Source organism: Terasakiella sp., from assembly GCF_048267425.1.
In the GTDB taxonomy this organism is placed as follows: Bacteria; Pseudomonadota; Alphaproteobacteria; order Rhodospirillales; family Terasakiellaceae; genus Terasakiella.
This window is the reverse complement of the sequence record NZ_JBLWXN010000012.1, coordinates 60,827-78,758: the sequence shown is the minus strand read 5'-3', so window position 1 is coordinate 78,758 and position 17,932 is coordinate 60,827. Positions and strand designations below refer to the sequence as shown.

General features: G+C 49.7%; 23 protein-coding genes. 10 read left to right on the top strand and 13 right to left on the bottom strand.

Annotated elements, in window-relative coordinates:
* Positions 1–3 precede the first annotated feature (3 nt).
* Positions 4–432 carry an acyl-CoA thioesterase gene (locus ACN0VA_RS15880; protein WP_417822103.1) on the bottom strand — a complete coding sequence of 143 codons (429 nt, stop codon included), beginning with the start codon at positions 430–432 and terminating at the stop codon, positions 4–6.
* Between the two features lie 281 nt (positions 433–713).
* On the opposite strand from ACN0VA_RS15880, the gene ACN0VA_RS15875 reads away from it, so the two are divergent.
* The 3 genes from ACN0VA_RS15875 to ACN0VA_RS15865 all read left to right on the top strand — a co-directional run bounded on the left by ACN0VA_RS15875 (position 714) and on the right by ACN0VA_RS15865 (position 3,087).
* Positions 714–2,120, top strand: coding sequence for an NAD(P)H-dependent flavin oxidoreductase (locus tag ACN0VA_RS15875; RefSeq protein WP_417822102.1), 1,407 nt, complete (start codon positions 714–716; stop codon positions 2,118–2,120).
* A 146-nt stretch (positions 2,121–2,266) separates the two neighbouring features.
* Positions 2,267–2,686: an iron response transcriptional regulator IrrA gene (gene irrA, locus ACN0VA_RS15870; RefSeq protein ID WP_417822101.1), complete on the top strand. Its 420-nt coding sequence runs from the start codon at positions 2,267–2,269 to the stop codon at positions 2,684–2,686.
* Between the two features lie 80 nt (positions 2,687–2,766).
* The gene (locus ACN0VA_RS15865) at positions 2,767–3,087 is read left to right on the top strand and encodes a hypothetical protein (RefSeq protein WP_417822100.1); all 321 of its coding nucleotides are present in this window, start codon (positions 2,767–2,769) and stop codon (positions 3,085–3,087) included.
* A gap of 4 nt (positions 3,088–3,091) precedes the next feature.
* Here ACN0VA_RS15865 and ACN0VA_RS15860 read toward each other — a convergent pair whose 3' ends face one another.
* Complete coding sequence (locus ACN0VA_RS15860) at positions 3,092–3,847, bottom strand: hypothetical protein (protein ID WP_417822099.1); 756 nt, start codon at positions 3,845–3,847, stop codon at positions 3,092–3,094.
* A gap of 54 nt (positions 3,848–3,901) precedes the next feature.
* Between ACN0VA_RS15860 and ACN0VA_RS15855 the strand changes: the two genes are divergently transcribed.
* From ACN0VA_RS15855 to ACN0VA_RS15840, 4 genes are all read left to right on the top strand, one after another.
* Positions 3,902–4,762 (top strand): SDR family oxidoreductase, encoded by an 861-nt coding sequence (locus ACN0VA_RS15855; protein WP_417822098.1) that lies wholly within the window; start codon positions 3,902–3,904, stop codon positions 4,760–4,762.
* Positions 4,755–5,393: a trimeric intracellular cation channel family protein gene (locus tag ACN0VA_RS15850; RefSeq protein ID WP_417822097.1), complete on the top strand. Its 639-nt coding sequence runs from the start codon at positions 4,755–4,757 to the stop codon at positions 5,391–5,393. Before ACN0VA_RS15855 ends, ACN0VA_RS15850 begins: the two co-directional genes overlap by 8 nt.
* Positions 5,390–5,749 (top strand): MerR family transcriptional regulator, encoded by a 360-nt coding sequence (locus ACN0VA_RS15845; protein ID WP_417822096.1) that lies wholly within the window; start codon positions 5,390–5,392, stop codon positions 5,747–5,749. Before ACN0VA_RS15850 ends, ACN0VA_RS15845 begins: the two co-directional genes overlap by 4 nt.
* Before the next feature lie 76 nt (positions 5,750–5,825).
* On the top strand, positions 5,826–6,209 hold the full coding sequence (locus tag ACN0VA_RS15840) for a carboxymuconolactone decarboxylase family protein (protein WP_417822095.1): 384 nt from the start codon (positions 5,826–5,828) through the stop codon (positions 6,207–6,209).
* Here the strand turns inward: ACN0VA_RS15840 and recR are convergent.
* From recR to ACN0VA_RS15815, 5 genes are all read right to left on the bottom strand, one after another.
* Positions 6,206–6,802, bottom strand: coding sequence for a recombination mediator RecR (gene recR, locus ACN0VA_RS15835; RefSeq protein ID WP_417822094.1), 597 nt, complete (start codon positions 6,800–6,802; stop codon positions 6,206–6,208). The genes ACN0VA_RS15840 and recR overlap by 4 nt on opposite strands.
* 11 nt (positions 6,803–6,813) lie before the next feature.
* Positions 6,814–7,137 carry a YbaB/EbfC family nucleoid-associated protein gene (locus ACN0VA_RS15830; protein WP_188660348.1) on the bottom strand — a complete coding sequence of 108 codons (324 nt, stop codon included), beginning with the start codon at positions 7,135–7,137 and terminating at the stop codon, positions 6,814–6,816.
* Between the two features lie 3 nt (positions 7,138–7,140).
* On the bottom strand, positions 7,141–8,943 hold the full coding sequence (locus ACN0VA_RS15825) for a DNA polymerase III subunit gamma/tau (RefSeq protein WP_417822093.1): 1,803 nt from the start codon (positions 8,941–8,943) through the stop codon (positions 7,141–7,143).
* A gap of 98 nt (positions 8,944–9,041) precedes the next feature.
* A complete protein-coding gene (locus ACN0VA_RS15820; protein ID WP_188660354.1) occupies positions 9,042–9,428 on the bottom strand; it encodes an ATPase inhibitor subunit zeta in 387 nt (128 codons plus the stop codon).
* Between the two features lie 13 nt (positions 9,429–9,441).
* Positions 9,442–10,179, bottom strand: coding sequence for a FadR/GntR family transcriptional regulator (locus ACN0VA_RS15815; protein ID WP_417822092.1), 738 nt, complete (start codon positions 10,177–10,179; stop codon positions 9,442–9,444).
* A 150-nt stretch (positions 10,180–10,329) separates the two neighbouring features.
* Here ACN0VA_RS15815 and ACN0VA_RS15810 point away from each other — a divergent pair, with 150 nt between their 5' ends.
* Together ACN0VA_RS15810 and ACN0VA_RS15805 are read left to right on the top strand one after the other, a co-directional pair.
* A complete protein-coding gene (locus ACN0VA_RS15810; protein ID WP_417822091.1) occupies positions 10,330–11,319 on the top strand; it encodes an MDR family oxidoreductase in 990 nt (329 codons plus the stop codon).
* A gap of 83 nt (positions 11,320–11,402) precedes the next feature.
* Positions 11,403–12,059, top strand: a complete 657-nt coding sequence (locus ACN0VA_RS15805; RefSeq protein WP_417822090.1) for a tetratricopeptide repeat protein — start codon at positions 11,403–11,405, stop codon at positions 12,057–12,059.
* On the opposite strand, the gene ACN0VA_RS15800 is transcribed toward ACN0VA_RS15805, so the two are convergent.
* The 6 genes from ACN0VA_RS15800 to truA all read right to left on the bottom strand — a co-directional run bounded on the left by ACN0VA_RS15800 (position 12,056) and on the right by truA (position 16,723).
* A complete protein-coding gene (locus tag ACN0VA_RS15800) occupies positions 12,056–12,475 on the bottom strand; it encodes a secondary thiamine-phosphate synthase enzyme YjbQ (protein ID WP_417822089.1) in 420 nt (139 codons plus the stop codon). The genes ACN0VA_RS15805 and ACN0VA_RS15800 overlap by 4 nt on opposite strands.
* A gap of 48 nt (positions 12,476–12,523) precedes the next feature.
* Positions 12,524–13,279 carry a DODA-type extradiol aromatic ring-opening family dioxygenase gene (locus ACN0VA_RS15795; protein WP_417822088.1) on the bottom strand — a complete coding sequence of 252 codons (756 nt, stop codon included), beginning with the start codon at positions 13,277–13,279 and terminating at the stop codon, positions 12,524–12,526.
* A 94-nt stretch (positions 13,280–13,373) separates the two neighbouring features.
* On the bottom strand, positions 13,374–15,032 hold the full coding sequence (locus ACN0VA_RS15790) for a U32 family peptidase (RefSeq protein ID WP_229734197.1): 1,659 nt from the start codon (positions 15,030–15,032) through the stop codon (positions 13,374–13,376).
* Positions 15,029–15,208: a DUF1289 domain-containing protein gene (locus ACN0VA_RS15785; protein ID WP_188660366.1), complete on the bottom strand. Its 180-nt coding sequence runs from the start codon at positions 15,206–15,208 to the stop codon at positions 15,029–15,031. Before ACN0VA_RS15785 ends, ACN0VA_RS15790 begins: the two co-directional genes overlap by 4 nt.
* Before the next feature lie 91 nt (positions 15,209–15,299).
* Positions 15,300–15,989, bottom strand: a complete 690-nt coding sequence (locus tag ACN0VA_RS15780) for a M48 family metallopeptidase (protein ID WP_417822087.1) — start codon at positions 15,987–15,989, stop codon at positions 15,300–15,302.
* Positions 15,986–16,723, bottom strand: coding sequence for a tRNA pseudouridine(38-40) synthase TruA (gene truA, locus ACN0VA_RS15775; protein ID WP_417822086.1), 738 nt, complete (start codon positions 16,721–16,723; stop codon positions 15,986–15,988). The genes ACN0VA_RS15780 and truA overlap by 4 nt, the downstream gene beginning before the upstream one ends.
* Positions 16,724–16,836: 113 nt before the next feature.
* Here truA and ACN0VA_RS15770 point away from each other — a divergent pair, with 113 nt between their 5' ends.
* Entirely contained in the window at positions 16,837–17,928 is a 1,092-nt protein-coding gene (locus tag ACN0VA_RS15770) for a hypothetical protein (RefSeq protein ID WP_417822085.1), read from the top strand.
* The last annotated feature ends 4 nt before the right edge of the window (positions 17,929–17,932 follow it).

Genomic DNA, 17,932 nt, shown 5'->3' with positions numbered 1-17,932 from the left:
AACCTACCGCAGGTAACCTTGTAGGCTTTTTCTGAGATCATCCGGTAAAGAGACAGATTTTTCATTATGCGTATCCGCCCAGACCATCACATTTTCGATGGTGCTAAAACATGTATCGTTACAGAAAAGCCCCTGTTCGATGACAACAGATGAATTTCCAATTTTGCGCACGACAGTACCGATCCTTACTTTGCCGGGATAATAAGCAGCAGCCAAATAATGAATGGTGATTTTCGCGATGACCCAGCCGATACCATGCCCCCCGGTACTGCCTGGGTAAACCATTTCCAAAAAATCCACCCGCCCACTTTCCGAATAAGTGGCAAAAGCCGTATTGTTCACATGCCCGACACGATCCAGATCGGCAAACCGGATAATCTCATCCGTCCAGTAAGAATAGCTTTCCCTCTTTTTTAAATCTAACTCATTCACGTCATTACATCCTTTTAAAATTCTTAGAATATTTCTAACAGGAGTCTCCCCCGCCTGTACAGTTTCACAAAACAGCAAAACTGTTTTCAAGCTTATAATTTCCGGATGAAAGCTTGAAAAACTCCTCCCCAATGGCGATTTGAGGCTGGTAAAGGAATCCATTTTCCTATAGTGTCCGGCCCAAATGAATATATATATGTATTATTGATTACATAACTGTATTTGCCTGTAACATAATTGGCAGACCTGAATGGGGATGCATCTTGAAGTTGGAGATGACCGTGAAGTCCATTAAACCTGTTCTCATTTCTGGACGAGAAGTACACCCGATTATTGAAGGCGGCAAAGGTGTTGCCGTTTCAAATGGCCGCAGTGCAGGCGCGTTTGCCGCTGCTGGTTGTGTGGGTACGTTTTCCGGTGTCAATGCCGACTCTTATGACGAAGAAGGCAATCCTATTCCTCAGGTTTATCACAGCAAAACCCGTAAAGAACGTTTCGAAGAGCTGATCGCCTACGCCATTGAAGGTGCAATTGCACAGGCCCGTATCGCACACGAAGCTTCCAACGGCGAAGGCCGCCTGCATATGAACACCTTGTGGGAAGCCGGCGGCACTGAACGTATCATCCACGGTGTTCTCGAAGGGGCCAAAGGTTTAATCCACGGCGTCACTTGCGGCGCGGGTATGCCCTATAAAATGGCGGAGCTCGCCGCACAGTATAATGTTTATTATTACCCGATCGTCTCCAGCATGCGCGCCTTTCGCGCCTTGTGGAAACGCTCTTACAGCAAATACGCCAACCTTTTAGGTGGTGTCGTCTACGAAGATCCGTGGAAAGCTGGTGGTCACAACGGTCTGTCCAACGCCGAACGCCATGACGAACCCCAAGACCCGTTCCCACGCGTTGCTGAAATCCGCAAATTTATGAACAGTGTCGGTTTGAACGATGTTCCTGTCATCATGGCAGGTGGCGTTTGGTATCTGCGTGACTGGGACGAATGGCTGGATAACCCGGAAATTGGCCCGGTGGCCTTCCAGTTTGGTTCTCGTCCCTTGTTGACGCAGGAAAGCCCCATTCCCGATCATTGGAAACAACGCCTGTTGAACCTGAAAGAAGGCGATATTTCGCTGAACAAATACAGCCCGACAGGTTTCTATTCATCACAATTGAACAATGACTTCCTGAAAGAACTCGGGGCACGTGCCTCCCGTCAGGTGGTCTTTGCCCGTAAACCGACGGAAGACCTCAGCGCAGAAGTTAAAGTCGGCGCACGTGGTCGCCCGATCTATGTCGCGCCCGGCCAACAAGCCAGCGTTGAAGGCTGGATTGCGGCAGGTTACACTGAAGGCATGCGTACACCGGACGACACCATGATTTTTGTCACGCCGGAACGTTCTCGTGAAATTCTTGCAGATCAAGCCGCCTGCATGGGCTGTCTGTCTGCCTGTAACTTCTCCAACTGGGCAGATAACGAAGAAAATACAACGGGCCGTCTGGCGGACCCGCGTTCCTTCTGCATCCAGAAAACATTGCAGGATATTGCACATGGCGGGTCTGTGGACAACAACCTCGCCTTTGCCGGACACAATGCATTCAAATTTGCCAATGACCCGATTTTCCAATCCGGTCGCGAAGGCAAATTCCCCACGGTTGAACAGCTTATTCAGCAGATATTGACAGGAAACTGATTTTTTTTAGGGTTAATTGACCTGTATCAATTTTTCTTCAAACGGTTTCTGACATATTCAGCGCAATGTTGAAGCATTCTAATTTTAAAGTACGAATTTCTTCATAGAATATGTCATAACCGTTTAGTCGATAACAGGTGGTTAACATGGAAAAAATACGCCCTTTCAGTCACGCGTTAGACCGTCTACGTGATGCTGGTCTTCGCCCGACACGTCAACGCCTCGCCCTTGCAAAATTATTGTTTGATGAATGTGATCGTCATATCACCGCCGAACAACTGCACTCTGAAGCGCTGGCAGGCAATATCCGCGTTTCCCTGGCGACCGTTTACAATACTCTTCACCAGTTTACTTCTGCTGGCCTGCTGCGCGAAATCGTCGTTGATGCGGGTCGCTCCTACTTTGACACGAACACAACCTGTCACCATCATTTCTTTGATGAAAACACAGGTATCCTGTCTGATGTGCCGGAAGGTCAACTGCAAGTTACCGGTGTTCCCACACCGCCCAACGGTTCCGAAGTGGAAAGCGTTGATGTAGTGGTGCGTATTCGCGCTGCATCATAATTCGATAGAGCTGTCTCTTTCGAATTACAAAGCCGGATTCTGGGGGGGATCCGGCTTTTCCTTTTTTAAGCAGTGTATCAATGGTAAATAACTGGAATATACCAGACTGGTTGGAACAAGAAATTCGCATGCGAGATCAAGCATGTGTTTATTGTGGTGTAAAATTTACGCCATCAAATATATCAAAAAAAAGTTCTGTTAGCTGGGAACATATAATCAATGATGCAACAATTATCACTCGGGACAACATAGCTCTATGCTGTTGCAGTTGTAATGCAAGTAAAGGTCCTAAGGAATTGCTTACTTGGTTTGAATCCACTTACTGTAAACAAAACAATATTAATATTGATACTGTTGCTCCTATAATTAAAAAAGCAGTCATTCAAGCTTTGTTAGATTAAGCAGTCACTCCGTCGTATTGACATCCATCTTTTCAAGGTTCAACCGGGCGGTTTGGGCTGTCTCGCTTTGCGGGTCTATCTCAATTGCCGACATCCAGTCTTGCCGGGCAAGGTCATTATGGCCTTCAATACGGTAGAGCATACCCCGTTCAAGCAACGCATCCGTATTGGCAGGCATCAAGGCCAATGCATGATTGATATCGCGCCATGCCTCTTCAAAATTTTCCGTCAGGCGATAGATTGTGCCGCGAAAGACATAGGCATCGACAAGGTTGTCATCCAACGATACAGCCTTGTTCAAATCATCCAACGCATCCGTATAATGTCGTGTACTGGCGCGCACATGGGCGCGGTCGACATACAGGTCGGGATTGGTTTCATCCAAATTAATCGCAGTACTCAGTACAGCACGGGCACGGTCATTTTCATTGGCCAGAAACCAGCCTTGTGCGGCTTGTGCCAGAATTTGTGCTTTAAATTCTTTGGATCGGCGTGAGCTATCAGCAAGTTTTTCCATGCGTTGAGCCCCTGTCTCATAACGTTTCATCGCAATCAGTGCACTTGCGATGCAATGTTCTGCCGCTTCGCCGCCGCCCAGACCTTTCCACGATAAACCGCTATCAAAAGCCTTATGTGGTGCTTGACGAACAAGCTGCATACAGGCTTTATACTGTTTCGCATGATCAATCGGTTCTGCCTGCGCTGCGACTGCGCACAGGGACAAAATGACAGTGACGGATAGAAAAGCCTGACGTTTCACTTCAAACCTCTTAACATATTGAGAAACACTTTTTCTTTGTAACGGGTTCACAGCATGAACACACTCTTTATCTTCGGCATGGGTTTCAGTGCCGGACATTTCGCCCACCGGATGAAAGCCAAAGGCTGGAACATCATCGCCACATCACGCGAACCCGTCGCTGTTGAGGGAATCGACCTCATCGCATTTGACGGGACAAAACCCATTACCGATTTTCCCGAACGGCTCAAGGATGTGACCCATGTCCTGCATTCCATTCCGCCACACAAGGAAACGGGCGATTGCGTCTTCAATCTGCATGCCCGTGATCTGGAAAAATTGCCGAACTTAAAATGGATGGGATATCTGTCCACCACCGGTGTCTATGGCACCGCTGACGGGGCAACGGTAAATGAAGACAGTCCGCGCCACCCCACCAGCGCCCGTGCACGCGCACGCAAGCAGGCCGAGGACAACTGGCTTTCCACCCGCCTGCCCCTGCATATCTTCCGCCTTGCCGGTATTTATGGCCCCACCCGGTCCCTGTTCGATTCGATTGCCAAGGGTCGAGCCAAGGCCATAGATAAACCGGGACATGCCTTTTCGCGCATCCATGTCGAAGATATCGCTGGTGTTCTGGAAGCCTCTATCAATAAGCCCCATCCGGGCAGCGTCTATAACCTGTGTGACGACGAACCATTGGAACCGCTTGCGGTTTTAAAAACGGCTTGTGCTCTGATGGGGGTCGATATGCCCCCGATCCAGTCATTTGACGAAGCCGCCAAAGAAATGACCCCGATGGCTTTAACCTTCTGGAATGACAACAAACGTGTTGATAACAGCAAAATAAAAACCGAGCTGGGATACGACCTGCAATACCCAGATCACCGCAGCGGTCTGGAAGCCGTCTGGGCGGAGATGCAAAAGAATGTATGAATTCTTTCACGATCCGATCTATTTCCTCACCATGATGGGCACCGTTGTTTTTGCCTTATCCGGGGCAATGGCTGCGGCCCGCAAAGAACTGGACATCTTTGGCTTTATTATCGTTGGACTTGCCCCGGCCGTGGGGGGCGGGACCGTGCGGGACCTTTTGCTTAATGCCGAAAAGGTCTTTTGGATTGAAGATTTGAATTTCCTGTATGTCGTTATCGTCGTTGCCGTCATTGCCTTTTTTCAAGTTCATCGGCTGGAAGGCAAACGTTACACCCTGTTGATGTGGGCCGATGCCTTTGGGTTGGCGCTTTTCACCATTATGGGGACGCAAATTGCCATGACCTATGACATTCACCCCGTCATGGTTGTTGTCATGGGAATGATCACCGGCACATTTGGCGGTATGGTACGCGACATCATCTGCAACGAAGTCCCCTTTTTACTGCAAAAGGAAATCTATGCCCTCGCCGCGATTGTCGGCAGTTGCGCTTATCTGTTTTTCTTGCATTTGGGATTGGACGAACAGGGTGCAATGGTCATCAGCGTGGCGGCAACCTTTATTGTGCGCGGTCTTGCCATTGTATTTGGTTGGAGCCTTCCGCCCTATAAAGCCGGTGGAAGCCCGACATGAATATCCAAAAATTTGCAGCACTGAGCGGTGTTTGCGCCCACACACTTCGTTATTATGAAAAGATCGGGCTTTTACGCAATGTTGGGCGGAACAAAAATGGTCATCGTGATTACAGCGAAAACGAACGGGTCTGGATTGATTTCATCAAACGATTGAAAGAAACAGGCATGGCCCTAAAAGATATTCAACGTTATGCCGACCTGCGTGCCCAAGGGGATGAGACAGCGCAAGATCGCATGGACTTATTAATCAACCATGCCGATGTGCTGGAAGAACGCTTACGTCAGGAAAATGAACATCTGGACAAGCTGAGACAAAAAATCGCCTTTTACCGGAAACAAATTTCTGGAAATTAGACTATTGACTTAGAGTATACTCAAAGCCGTAACCTTTCTTTCATACCAAACAAACTGATGTGAAAGAAAGCAAACCATGTCCCCCACACGTTATGAAGCTGGCCTTGCCAAACTGACTGAAATTGATGGACAGGCAGGGCAAAATGTCATCGACAGTCTTGCCGATATCGCCCCGGATCTTGGTCGATATATTATTGAATTTGCCTTTGGTGATATTTATCGGCGTGGCACACTTGATCTGCAACAACGCGAACTCATCACCATTTCAGCACTGAGTGCAATGGGCGGGTGCCAGCCCCAATTGGAAGTCCATGTCAATGGTGCCTTAAATGTCGGATGCAGCGCCAAGGAAATCGTTGAAACCATGATCCACATCGCCCTTTATGCCGGATTCCCTGCTGCCCTGAACGCCATCACCGTTGCCAAAAAGGTTTTTGCAGAACGCGATATTCAGGTTTAATCCATTTTGCGACGCGCAGACAGGGCTGCACTCAGGGTGCCGTCATCCAGATAATCCAGCTCCCCCCCTACCGGAACACCGTGGGCGAGGCCGGACACAAGAACGTCGCACTCTTCCAGACAATCGGCGATATAGTGCGCGGTCGTTTGACCATCGACCGTTGCACTGGTCGCTAGAATAATTTCTTCCACACCGCTGTCACGGGCGCGCTCAACCAATTGGTCGATCTTCAGATCATCCGGGCCGATACCGTCCAACGCCGACAATGTGCCCCCCAACACGTGATAACGCCCACGAAAACTGTTGGATCGTTCCAACGCCCATAAATCCGCAACATCCTGCACCACACAAATCACCCGGTCATCGCGTCGTGGATCACTACAGATGGAACAAGGGTCACTGCCATCCAAATTTCCACAAACAGAACAGCTTTTTACCGCTTGGTCCACCCGTTGCAAGGCATGGCTTAAAGGTTGCAGGACGGTCTCTTTCTTTTTAACAAGATGCAAGGCTGCGCGTCGGGCAGAACGCGGTCCCAGCCCGGGCAACTTGGATAAAAGCTGAATAAGTTGTTCGATTTCAGGCGCAGCCATCTTCTTCCCGCTTAAAACGGCAGGGACATGCCCGGCGGTAACTGCAAACCACCGGTGATTTCGGACATGCGTTTGTTGACTTCTTCTTCCATTTTGGATTTCGCATCCGCCAAGGCCGCAACAATCAGGTCTTCCATCACTTCTTTATCTTCAGGATCAACTAGGTTTTTATCCACATCAATTTTTTTGACATCGGCCTTGCCGTTGATCACCACATTGACCATGCCGCCGCCAGAAGTCCCGTAGATTTCCAAGTCCAACAAACCGTCCTGAAATTCCTGCATCTTGGCTTGCATCTTCTGCGCCTGCTGCATCATTTTTGCCATGTTCTTCATGGGTTATTCATCTCCACTCGTATTATCCGGGTCACCGGGGTTTTCTTCGATCTGAATCGCCGCATCCAGCGTATCCAGCTTAATTTCATGTACTTTTTCAATCACGCTTTCCGGGAAGCTGCTGAGGATATCGTGCACCAAGGGATGTTTGGCAACCTCTTGCTTGCGTTTTGCAATCGCTTCATCCCGGACTTGGGCCAATGTCACATTACCCGCTTCATGGCGCGAGACCCCGACAGCCCACACCCGGTTGGTATGGGTATCAAGGAATTTTTTCAGATCCCCCGCCAAGGTCGACGGCGCATATTCACCGGGTCGAAATTCGATTTTACCGGGGCGAAAAGACACCAGATGCAAATTATTCATCAGGTTTGCTTTCAGCACGATATCGCGCTTTTCTTCGGCAAGTTCGGTCACTTCAACAAAGCTTTGCGGATCAGCCTTCGTTTCATCCTGCACACGTGGCTGGACTTGGGCCACACCACCATTGACCACACGCATGCTCGTCGTCGGCGTGCCACTGCCGCCACCACTTGATGATCCCCCCATATGGGGCGCTCCAACGGCCTGTGCCATCTGTCCGGCACTACCGCCACCACCGCCAGATGGGCCACTACCGCCCGGCCCACTGGGTTGTGGATTATTTTTCATTAATCGAATGGCTTCTTCCGGTGTCGGTAAATCGGCAACATAACACAGGCGGATAATCACCATTTCGGCTGCCTGCTGAGGATGCGGCGCATTGCGCACTTCGCCCAACCCCTTCATCAAAATCTGGTAGGCACGTGCCAAAACCGACATGGCAAGTTTGTCCGACATGTCCTTGCCACGCACACGTTCCATTTCAGAAACAACCGCATTTTGTGCTGCATCAGGGACCACTTTGACACGCGTCAACCAGTGGGTCAGTTCCAACATATCCTGCAAGACCACGTTCGGGTCCGCCCCGGCCGCATACAGGTTATCCATAACAGACAGTGCTGCTGGTGCATCGCCTTGCATGACAGCGTCAAACAGATCGAACGTGCGCCCCCGATCCGCAAGCCCCAACATATCACGGACCTGTTCTTCACCGACTTCGCCGTGACAATGGGCAATCGCCTGATCTAATAAACTCAGTCCGTCACGCACAGACCCGTCTGCCGCGCGTGCAATCATCGCCAAGGCATTGTCATCCACAACGGCATTTTCTTTTTCGGCCACCATTTTAAAATGGGTTGCCAGCATCTCCTGATCGATACGGCGCAGATCAAAGCGTTGACAACGCGATAAAACCGTAACCGGAACTTTACGAATTTCAGTGGTTGCGAAAATGAATTTCACATGCGCCGGCGGTTCTTCCAACGTTTTCAACAACGCATTAAACGCGCCTTTGGACAGCATATGCACTTCGTCAATGATATAGATTTTATAACGTGCTGACGTCGGGCGATAGCGCACGGATTCAATAACTTCACGAATATCATCCACACCGGTGCGAGAGGCGGCATCCATTTCGATGACATCGACATGACGGTCCTGTGCAATGGCTTTACATTGTTCGCACACACCGCATGGCGTAATGGTTTCCTTGCCCTGACCATCTTCCCCGACACAGTTTAAGGCACGTGCCACCAGACGGGCTGTTGTGGTTTTCCCGACACCGCGCACCCCGGTCAGCATAAAGGCCTGCGCCAGTCTGCCGGACTCGATCGCATTGGACAGCGTGCGCACCATCGCATCCTGTCCAATCAATTCTTCGAATGTAGAGGGACGGTACTTTCGCGCAAGGACGCGATAGGCACCTTTGTCTTCGGTTTCAGTCATAAAAAAGGCCAGCCGTTTCGAATAAATTCTGTTTGCTCAAATTAACAGGGCTTGGCCCGACATACCAGCCGAATTCGGTCATATTCATATCAAAGTGATTATTTCTTTTTCTTCTTTTTATCTTTCTTTTCTTTGGCCTTCATCTCTGCCTTGGTTTGTTTGGCCTGCGCCTGGAGCATTTCACCGAGAATTTCACTTTCAAACTCTCGTAATTTTTCCCAGACCTTTTCTTCTGAAATCTCCAGACCCGCTTTCGCAAAGTCGTTCAAGATACGGTCAATAACAGGTTTGGGGCCGGCGCTTGTTAAATCAGCACTGATTAATTCCAGAAAATATTCTTTCTTATCCAAACCGAGTTTTTTTGCCGCCCAATTCGCAATTTTTTTATTGCGTTTGGCTTCCAGATAAAAATGTTCCAATTCATCGTTGGCGTGGCGGACTTCATCTGTCGCCCGTTTTGAATTCATGGTTGCTACTACTGACATATCGCGTCCCCGTTTATGCTTTTTCGTCCCGCACTTTCTGCGCTTTTGCATAACGTTCACGCAAATCGTCCATCTGCTCTGCAATCACGGCTGCGGCCCCTTCGCCATCACCGGCTTCGATCGATGTCAAAATACGTTCATGCTGTGCAATTGTTTTTTCCTTATCCCAAAAACGAAAAATGATCAAGTTCACGATCGGCTGCACCGCTTCGATCACAGATGACATCATAAAGCGCAGCATGGTATTGCCTGTTGCATCCACAATTGCACGATGAAAACGCACATCGGACGCGCAGAAGTCCTGATCCGACATCGCAGCATTTTTTTGCAAAGACAATTCAAACATCATGCTGTTGATATGGCTTTGTTCACGACGCTGCGCCGCCAGTCGCACGCAGACCAATTCCAGTTCGCGACGCGCTTCTGCAATATCGGACAGGTCGAATTCCCCCATCGTCGTCAACAAGGATGTCATATTGATCAGCGCATTTTGTGCTTCATCACTATCGGGACGATTAACAAAGGTGCCGCCACTTGGCCCCCGACGTGAGCGGATCAAGTTTTGCGCCGCCAAACGTTTTAAGGCTTCGCGAATGGTCGGGCGCGACACACCAAAACGCTGCGCCAATTCCGGTTCCGTCGGCAAGCGTTCATCCACCTTCAAATCCCCATCGACGATGGCTTGGCGAAGAGTTTGTGCAATCTGTTTGGCCAGACTTTCGGTGACCAAGGGTTCGAATTTCAGCCCCATATCTTTTTCATTTCATTCATGTGTTTCATACCTTGCACAATGCCCCCTTAAACCCCAAATATCAACTGAATTATCCCATTTGTTAATTTGTTTGACAAATATAAAAATAACATTACCCTACAACTTAGATTCTATTTTTTGAGGTACACCATGTTTAAATCTCTCCTGCTGTCCCAGACAGACGAAAAAGTCAGCGCACAAATCACCGAGATGGACGAAAGCCAACTCCCGGAAGGCGACGTTCTGGTAAAAGTCGATTATTCAACATTGAATTATAAAGACGGTCTCGTCCTGAACGGGTTGGGTGGATTGGTGCGCAATTATCCCCATATCGGCGGCATTGATTTTGCCGGTACGGTTGAAAGCAGCGATCATAAAGATTTTAAACCCGGCGATAAGGTTGTTCTCACCGGTTGGCGCGTCGGCGAAGTTCATTGGGGCGGTTATTCCCAGAAAGCCCGTGTAAACGGCGATTGGCTTGTCCCCCTGCCTGAAGGTTTGACCCCGCGTCAAGCAATGGCTGTTGGCACCGCTGGCTTTACCGCAATGCTCGGAGTTATGGCCTTGGAAGATCATGGATTGTCCCCGGACCAAGGCGATGTTTTGATCACAGGTGCCGCTGGCGGCGTTGGCTCCGTTGCCGCTGCCATTCTCGCCAAACTTGGGTATAGCGTTGCCGGATCAACGGGTCGGGCCGACACCCATGACTATTTACGCGATATGGGTGTGTCCACCATCATTGATCGTAGCGAATTGAACGAACCGTCCAAACGTCCGTTGGAAAAAGAACGTTGGGCCGGTTGCATCGACGCCGTTGGCGGCACGACGTTGGCACGCGCACTTGCTCAAATGCAATATGGCGCCAGTGTCGCCGCCATTGGTTTGGCAGGTGGCAATAAACTGGACGCCACCGTCATTCCGTTCTTGTTGCGTGGCGTCAATTTACTGGGTATCGATTCGGTCATGTGCCCCACAGCAAAACGCCTGCGCGCATGGCAACGCATCGCAACTGACCTGCCAATGGAGAAACTGGAAAACATGACCAGCGATGCCAAATTGCAAGACCTGCCGCAATTGGGAAAAGACATTCTCGCCGGAAATGTTCGCGGACGGGTCGTCGTGGATATCGCCGGAAGCTAACGTTTTAATAATCCACCCTTGTCAGAAGCCTAACGCACGGACTAGACTGGTTGTGTAATCTTAAGTTGAAAACTGAGGATCCCATGACCCGTCTCGTCCGTTTTGCGTTATTGTTTGTGATACTCACGCTGTCATCCGCTTCGGCAAATGATGTGCGGGATCTGGCAGAACGGCTGGAAGCCAAGGCCGTAAACGGGGATGTCAAAGCCGCTTATAAACTGGGGTTACTCTGGTCCAACGGCAAAAAAGTCAGCCCGGATTATTTCACCGCCCTTGAATGGCTTGAACGGGCAGCCCAGCAAGGCTACGTCCGCGCCATGTTGACATTGTCAGAGCTCTATCTCAGCGAAAAAGCCGGCCCCCCTGATCTGGAGCGTGTTCAATATTGGTTAGAAAAGGCCGCAAACGCGGGCTCTGCCGATGCAATGGCAAAGCTCGGGCAATTCTATGCCGGAACAAATGACCGCGAACAATCTATATACTGGTATAAAAAAGCCGCTGTAAAAGGCGAAGCCCGCGCCATGCAAGAATTGGGGCTGGCTTATTACCAAGGAAACGGCGTTCGTTTCGATCTGGATCATGCCTTTGCCTGGTTGGAACTGGCCGCGCGTAAAAAGGATCGCGGGGCGGAGCCCTTACAACGCAGCATTATCCAAAAAAAGGGGCAAGGCTGGGCAGACGATGTCCGTCGCCAAATCGACAACCGCATGATCCCCGAAGAGTATTGGAACGCACGCTAATCCCCGATTATATGGGCAACGACACTGCGCCGATGGGCCACTTTACGGTGTTCAAATAAATAAATCCCCTGCCATGTCCCCAAAACGGGACGCCCTCCTGCAATTGGAATGCTCAAGGACACATCCGTCAGTGCTGATTTGATATGTGCCGGCATGTCATCCGGTCCTTCCATCGTGTGACGCAACCAATCCATATGTTGGGGCACAAGACGGGCAAAAAATTCGTTCAGGTCCAATTGCACATCGGGATCGGCATTTTCCTGAATGGTCAAGCTGGCACTGGTGTGACGGCAGAACAAAGTTAACACCCCTGTTTCGATGTCACACTCATTCACCCAAGCAACCACATCACGGGTAAATTCATAAAGTCCTTGCCCCCGTGTCTGAATGTCAAAACTCGTTTGGTACTGGCGCATGATCCCTTCCTCCTGAACCATACCAGCCTACCCATTTTCTTGCGCAGGTCAATCAAAGCGCACAGCAGCCATACTCAGGTTTTGATGTTCAAAACCGCGATGAAGCAAAGTCGCACGTTGGCGTGCCGCCCCCAAGGCCACATAAACCGGCAGCCAATGTTCGTCTCGCGGATGGGACCGTTCATAATGTGGGGCAAGCTGTGGCGCATTCAACAAGGTATCATGGTCATTGTCTTGAATGGCGTTTACAAACCAGTTTTCAAATTCCAACGCCCATACATCCGGCGTATTTTGATACCATTTCAGTTCGCGTAAATTGTGGGTAACAGAACCCGATGCCATAATCAAAACGCCATCTTTTCGCAAAACAGACAGGCGTTTTCCAATATCATAATGATATTGCGCACCCTTCATCGGTTGCAGGCTTAACTGCACAACCGGGATATCTGCCTTTGGATAAATCAGGGATAAAGGCGACCATGCCCCATGATCCAGCCCACGGGCGTCATCCACTTCGCCCCCGACCAACTGTGCAACCTGATGGGCAAGTATAGGATCACCTGAGGCCGGATAACGTTTTTGGTAAAGTTCATCGGGAAAGCCATAAAAATCGTGAATGGTTTCCGGTTGCGGACTTCCTGTCACAATCGGTTTATCTGTCTCCCAATGGGCGCTGATGACGACTATCGCGCGCGGCTTGGGAAAAACCTCATTCAGGCTCGATAAAAAGGCCCGACCCGCGCTCTCCGGTTCAATCATCACTGTTGGGGACCCATGAGAGACAAAAAGGCTCGGCATCAACATGATATACTCCTGTTTTCTTTGTTACAGAGAATATATGCCGATCCCGAGCCTTTGATTAGCCGATAAAAGAGAAACGGATTGTTGCCAAAAGCAATTAAACGACTTTTTCTTCCAGCATTTCACCGATTTTCTTTTGTTTCATCTTTTCGCGCGCCTTGGCGTATTTATCATCCTGCCAGAACATCAAACAGCCATTACAGCCCTTGCCACAACAACTTTCCAAACCTTGTTTGGGTTTGCGGTGCCCGCTGGTGGCTTTCATGGAAATCCGTTTACCCAGCAATTCTGGGTCATCCATGATCGCACGATATTCTTCTTCGCTGATCAGGCCGCGCTCCAGTTCCTGTGCGCGGATTTCAGCCAAGCGACTGACGCGTTCTTCCTCGCTCATCGGTGTTTCGCGGCGCGCCACAGTCAAGGCAGGAATACGTTTTTTCAGAACTTCCGTATCTTCTTGGTCAAAGACTGAAATCGGCACCCGAATGGCCTTGCCTTGGCCCGGATTCACCTTGTCGGTCACATCCCCTGTTTTCGCATCAATAAATTCATAAAGACGCAAACGAATGGGTTCAATTTCGTGCGGCGGCAAAAATTCAATGACATCACCGGGTAACAGGAAATTACGGATTTCGAAAATCATATCGTCCCCGTCCCATTCGCGGATAATCCCGCCGAATTGCCAGCCCCCGACCGGCTTGGTCCGGTCATAGTTATGAGCAACACCGGTTAAGCGCCCTTCGTGGAAACCCATCGTAAAGCCCCGGTTTTGCAGGGTATAAAGTTCGCGCAAATAAGGGTCCGGGTCCCAGTTTTCAGGATCTTTGTACCAGTCATCAATGGCCAGACGATAAGCTCGCGCGGTAATGGCGGCATAATATTCTGACTTATTACGCCCTTCGACCTTGAGACTGTCCACACCCAGTTTCAGGTATTCCGGCAAAACCGGCATGAGACAGAGATCTTTGGAATTCAAGATATAAGACCCGAAGTTATCTTCCTCAATCGGGAACAGCTCACCGGGGCGATACTGTTCTTCCATCAAAAATTCAAACAGATCGGCATTCTGATCGGTGATTTCAATCGCCTTGTCGGTGCCATCTTTTAATTTCAGATGCAGCTTATATTTCCAACGACATGAATGCGCGCAGTTGCCTTGGTTCGCCCCGCGTTCCGACATAAAGTTGGACAGCAGGCAGCGCCCGGAATAAGTCATACACATGGAGCCTTGAACAAAAGCTTCCAGTTTAATGCCGGGTTGTTTTTCACGAATTTCAGCCAGTTCTTCAAAACTGGTTTCACGCGCCAGAACAACGAGCGAGGCCCCTTGATTTTTCCAGAAATCCACCGTCAGCCACGAACAGACATTGGCCTGTGTGGACACATGCGCTTCCAGTTCTGGGGCATGTTGACGGACAAACTGAAACACACCGGGGTCCGCAATGATCACACCATCGGGTTTAACCGTGCGGATTGTTTCAATAAACTTGGGCAGTTTTTCAATATCGCTGTTATGCGTAAACAGGTTCAGCGTCAGATAAATGCGTTTACCATGTTCGTGAACAAACTTAACCCCTTCCACCAATTCTTCCAGTGAAAAGGACGATTGGGTCCGCAGTGATAAATCAGGTGTCCCGGCATAGACCGCATCGGCACCATAAAGGATAGCCGTTTTCAACTTGGTCAACGATCCGGCAGGCATCAACAGTTCAGAACGTTCTGGACGGGTGATGGTGGGCAGTGCGGGCATACTCATGTTCGGGCAATCTTTCGTTCTTCAACGCGTTTCAGGATTTGACGACGTTCCGTATCGTTGCTGGCCCGCCATCCGGCAATTTCCGCACCGGTGCGAAAACATCCCAGACAAACCTTATCGCGCGGGTCCAATGTGCAAACGCCGTTACACGGGCTTGCGACCGTATATTGTGTCATCGTCACTTCCTAAACTAATATCTCAGTAAATTTGTCGGTCATATAACATGAACGTCTGGGGGCGTAAACTTATAAAAGTTCCAAGAAGGCCTCAGCATATCCGTTGCAAGGCCGTCCCATGTTTTTTCAACCAATGGCGTGATTTTTTCGCATCTACATCAAAGCTATCCACCGTCGCCCAAAAATCGGCACTATGATCCATGTGCCTGAGATGGGAAACTTCATGCGCCACCACATATCGCAAGATTTCGGGCGGGGCCATAATCAAGCGCCAATTAAACGACAGATTCCCCGCCGATGAACAAGACCCCCAGCGCGACACGGTATCACGCACCGAAATACGCTTGACCTGTTTATCCAATTGCGCAGCCATTACGTGAGCTTGGGGCTGGATATCGGCCTTGGCCTGTTTCTTCAACCAATCCACAAGACGGCGTTGGAAAAATTCCATCTCGCCAGTGATAAAGATTTCATAACCTTCACACCAAACCGTCCCTCGCGCATTTGGACGATGGCGTAATGTGTGATCGATCCCTCGCAAGGCAATCACCGATCCGTCGCCCAGACGGCTGCTGGGTGTCAGTTTTGCCAATTGATTAGCAATCCAGACCTTATTGCGCGCCGCCATTTTCAGACCTTCTTCCGGGCTTATCCCTTTGGGTAAGGTGACAACCACACCGTCTTCTTTGGGGTTTAAGCGCAAAATCAATCGTCGCGCCTGTGCATTTTGGCGCATTTGAACCGGAATTTTCTGTCCATCAAGTTCAATAAAGCTGTTCAATATTTCGCCTCAACAAAATAAAGTCCATGTGCCGGGGCGGTCTGCCCGCCTTTGGCCCGATCTTTCGCCTCCAACGCGTTTTGCAAATCCTGCTTGGTCCATTTCCCACGTCCGACCAGTTCCAGCGAACCCACAATATTGCGCACCTGATGGTGCAGGAAAGAACGCGCGCGCACGCGAACATGGATTTCCTCACCCACTTGCCTGACGCTGATCTCATCCAAGGTGCGCAGCGGACTATTGGCCTGACATTGCGCCGCCCGGAAAGTGGAAAAGTCGTGTTTGCCAACTAAAATCTGCGCTGCGTCATGCATGGCATCGGCATCCAGTTTTCTTTGTGTCCACCAGACCCGGCCATCCTCCAACGCCGGGCGTCCGGAACGGCATAAAATGCGATAAAGATAACTGCGTTCCAGACAGCTGAACCGGGCGTGAAAGTCTGTATCTGCATATTCACAGTCAACAATGGAAACCCGGTGTGGTTTGACATGATGATTGATTGCCAGCAGCACCTTATTGGGCGGGATATCTTTCTCCATCTCAAAATGGGCCACCATGCCCAAGGCATGCACCCCGGCATCGGTCCGACCCGCGACATGAAGGCGGACCTCGTGCCCGGCAAAAATCAAACAAGCGTCCTCAATGATTTGCTGAACGCTCATCCCGTTATCCTGACGCTGCCAGCCCACAAGGCCGGTTCCGTCAAATTCTATGGTCAATTTATACTTAGGCATGTGCCCTTTGTAATCTTTTGAGAAAATTATTGCGATATTTTTTCGTCTTATCGGAAAATATATGTTAGGAATATTTTATGCATTTGTAATGACTAAGAATTAAGGGGCATAAAGTGGCAAAAAAAGGCGTACGCTTCCCGGAAAAAGAACGGGATTATGAAGCAGAAGACCGCCAACGCGTGCAAGAGGATATGGACTCGCTGTTTGCCGTCCCGCTTGCCATTCTGCCTCTGGAAACCAAGGGCCTGAAACGCGCCCGTATGGTGAAAAACGTCAAACTGCAAAGCGCGATTGAAGTTTTCGCAGACCGCGAAACTGGATCCGGTCAACTGGATGTGGAAGATCTTCCGGCCGAATTTGATTGGCCGGAAGATAAGACGCATCCCGATCTGATTATCATGCGCAAACTCGCGGTTTTACAAAGCTACGATATCTATTCCCTGCGCATTACCCTGCGCGAACACGGCATCCCGGTAAATGATGACATTGCTTTAAAGCTGTCTGATGAAAAACAGGTCGAACTGGCCGGATATATGCGCAGCTTTACCATGCCCTTGATCATGCAGATTTATGGGACGGACGATATGTCCATCAAATCTTTTTCTGATGTGGTCGGCCTGTTTAAAGATCCTGATGTCAAAAAAGCACGTGAAAAACTGCAACAAATGGCTGAAAAGCTGGATATTGACATTATGGAAGTGCCAAAGTTCCTCGAAGATTACGGCGATATCTTCCTGTCTTTGTCTTACTATCGCAACAGCATGGACAACATCATGCCCATCGTGAACGAGTTTCTCGATTCAATGGAAGGCATCCGGTCCAACTGGCAATTGCGCAACGATCCGGCCTTGATGAAAACATGTACGATGGTTGAAAACACCATCAACGAGACCTGTGCCTCTATTTCCGGTCGTTTTGAAACCTTTAACAAGGCATCAAAGAACATGTGGAAAAACCTGAATGCGGAACGTTTCCGTCAGGTCAAAGGCATGATCGAAAGTTATCATACCGTCATCGGTGGCATCCTCTGCGGTCTGACCGTAAAAATGATCCACTGGAAACGCCTGTTCCCGGATCCCGATCTTGGCGGGCCAGTGCGTCGTTCTGAATTCATTATGTCAGAAATGAAACAAGGTATTGAGCGTATGCGCGATCTGGAACGCGCACAGCCGATGGGCGCTGTTCTCAACGTTGAGGAAGACTAACGCA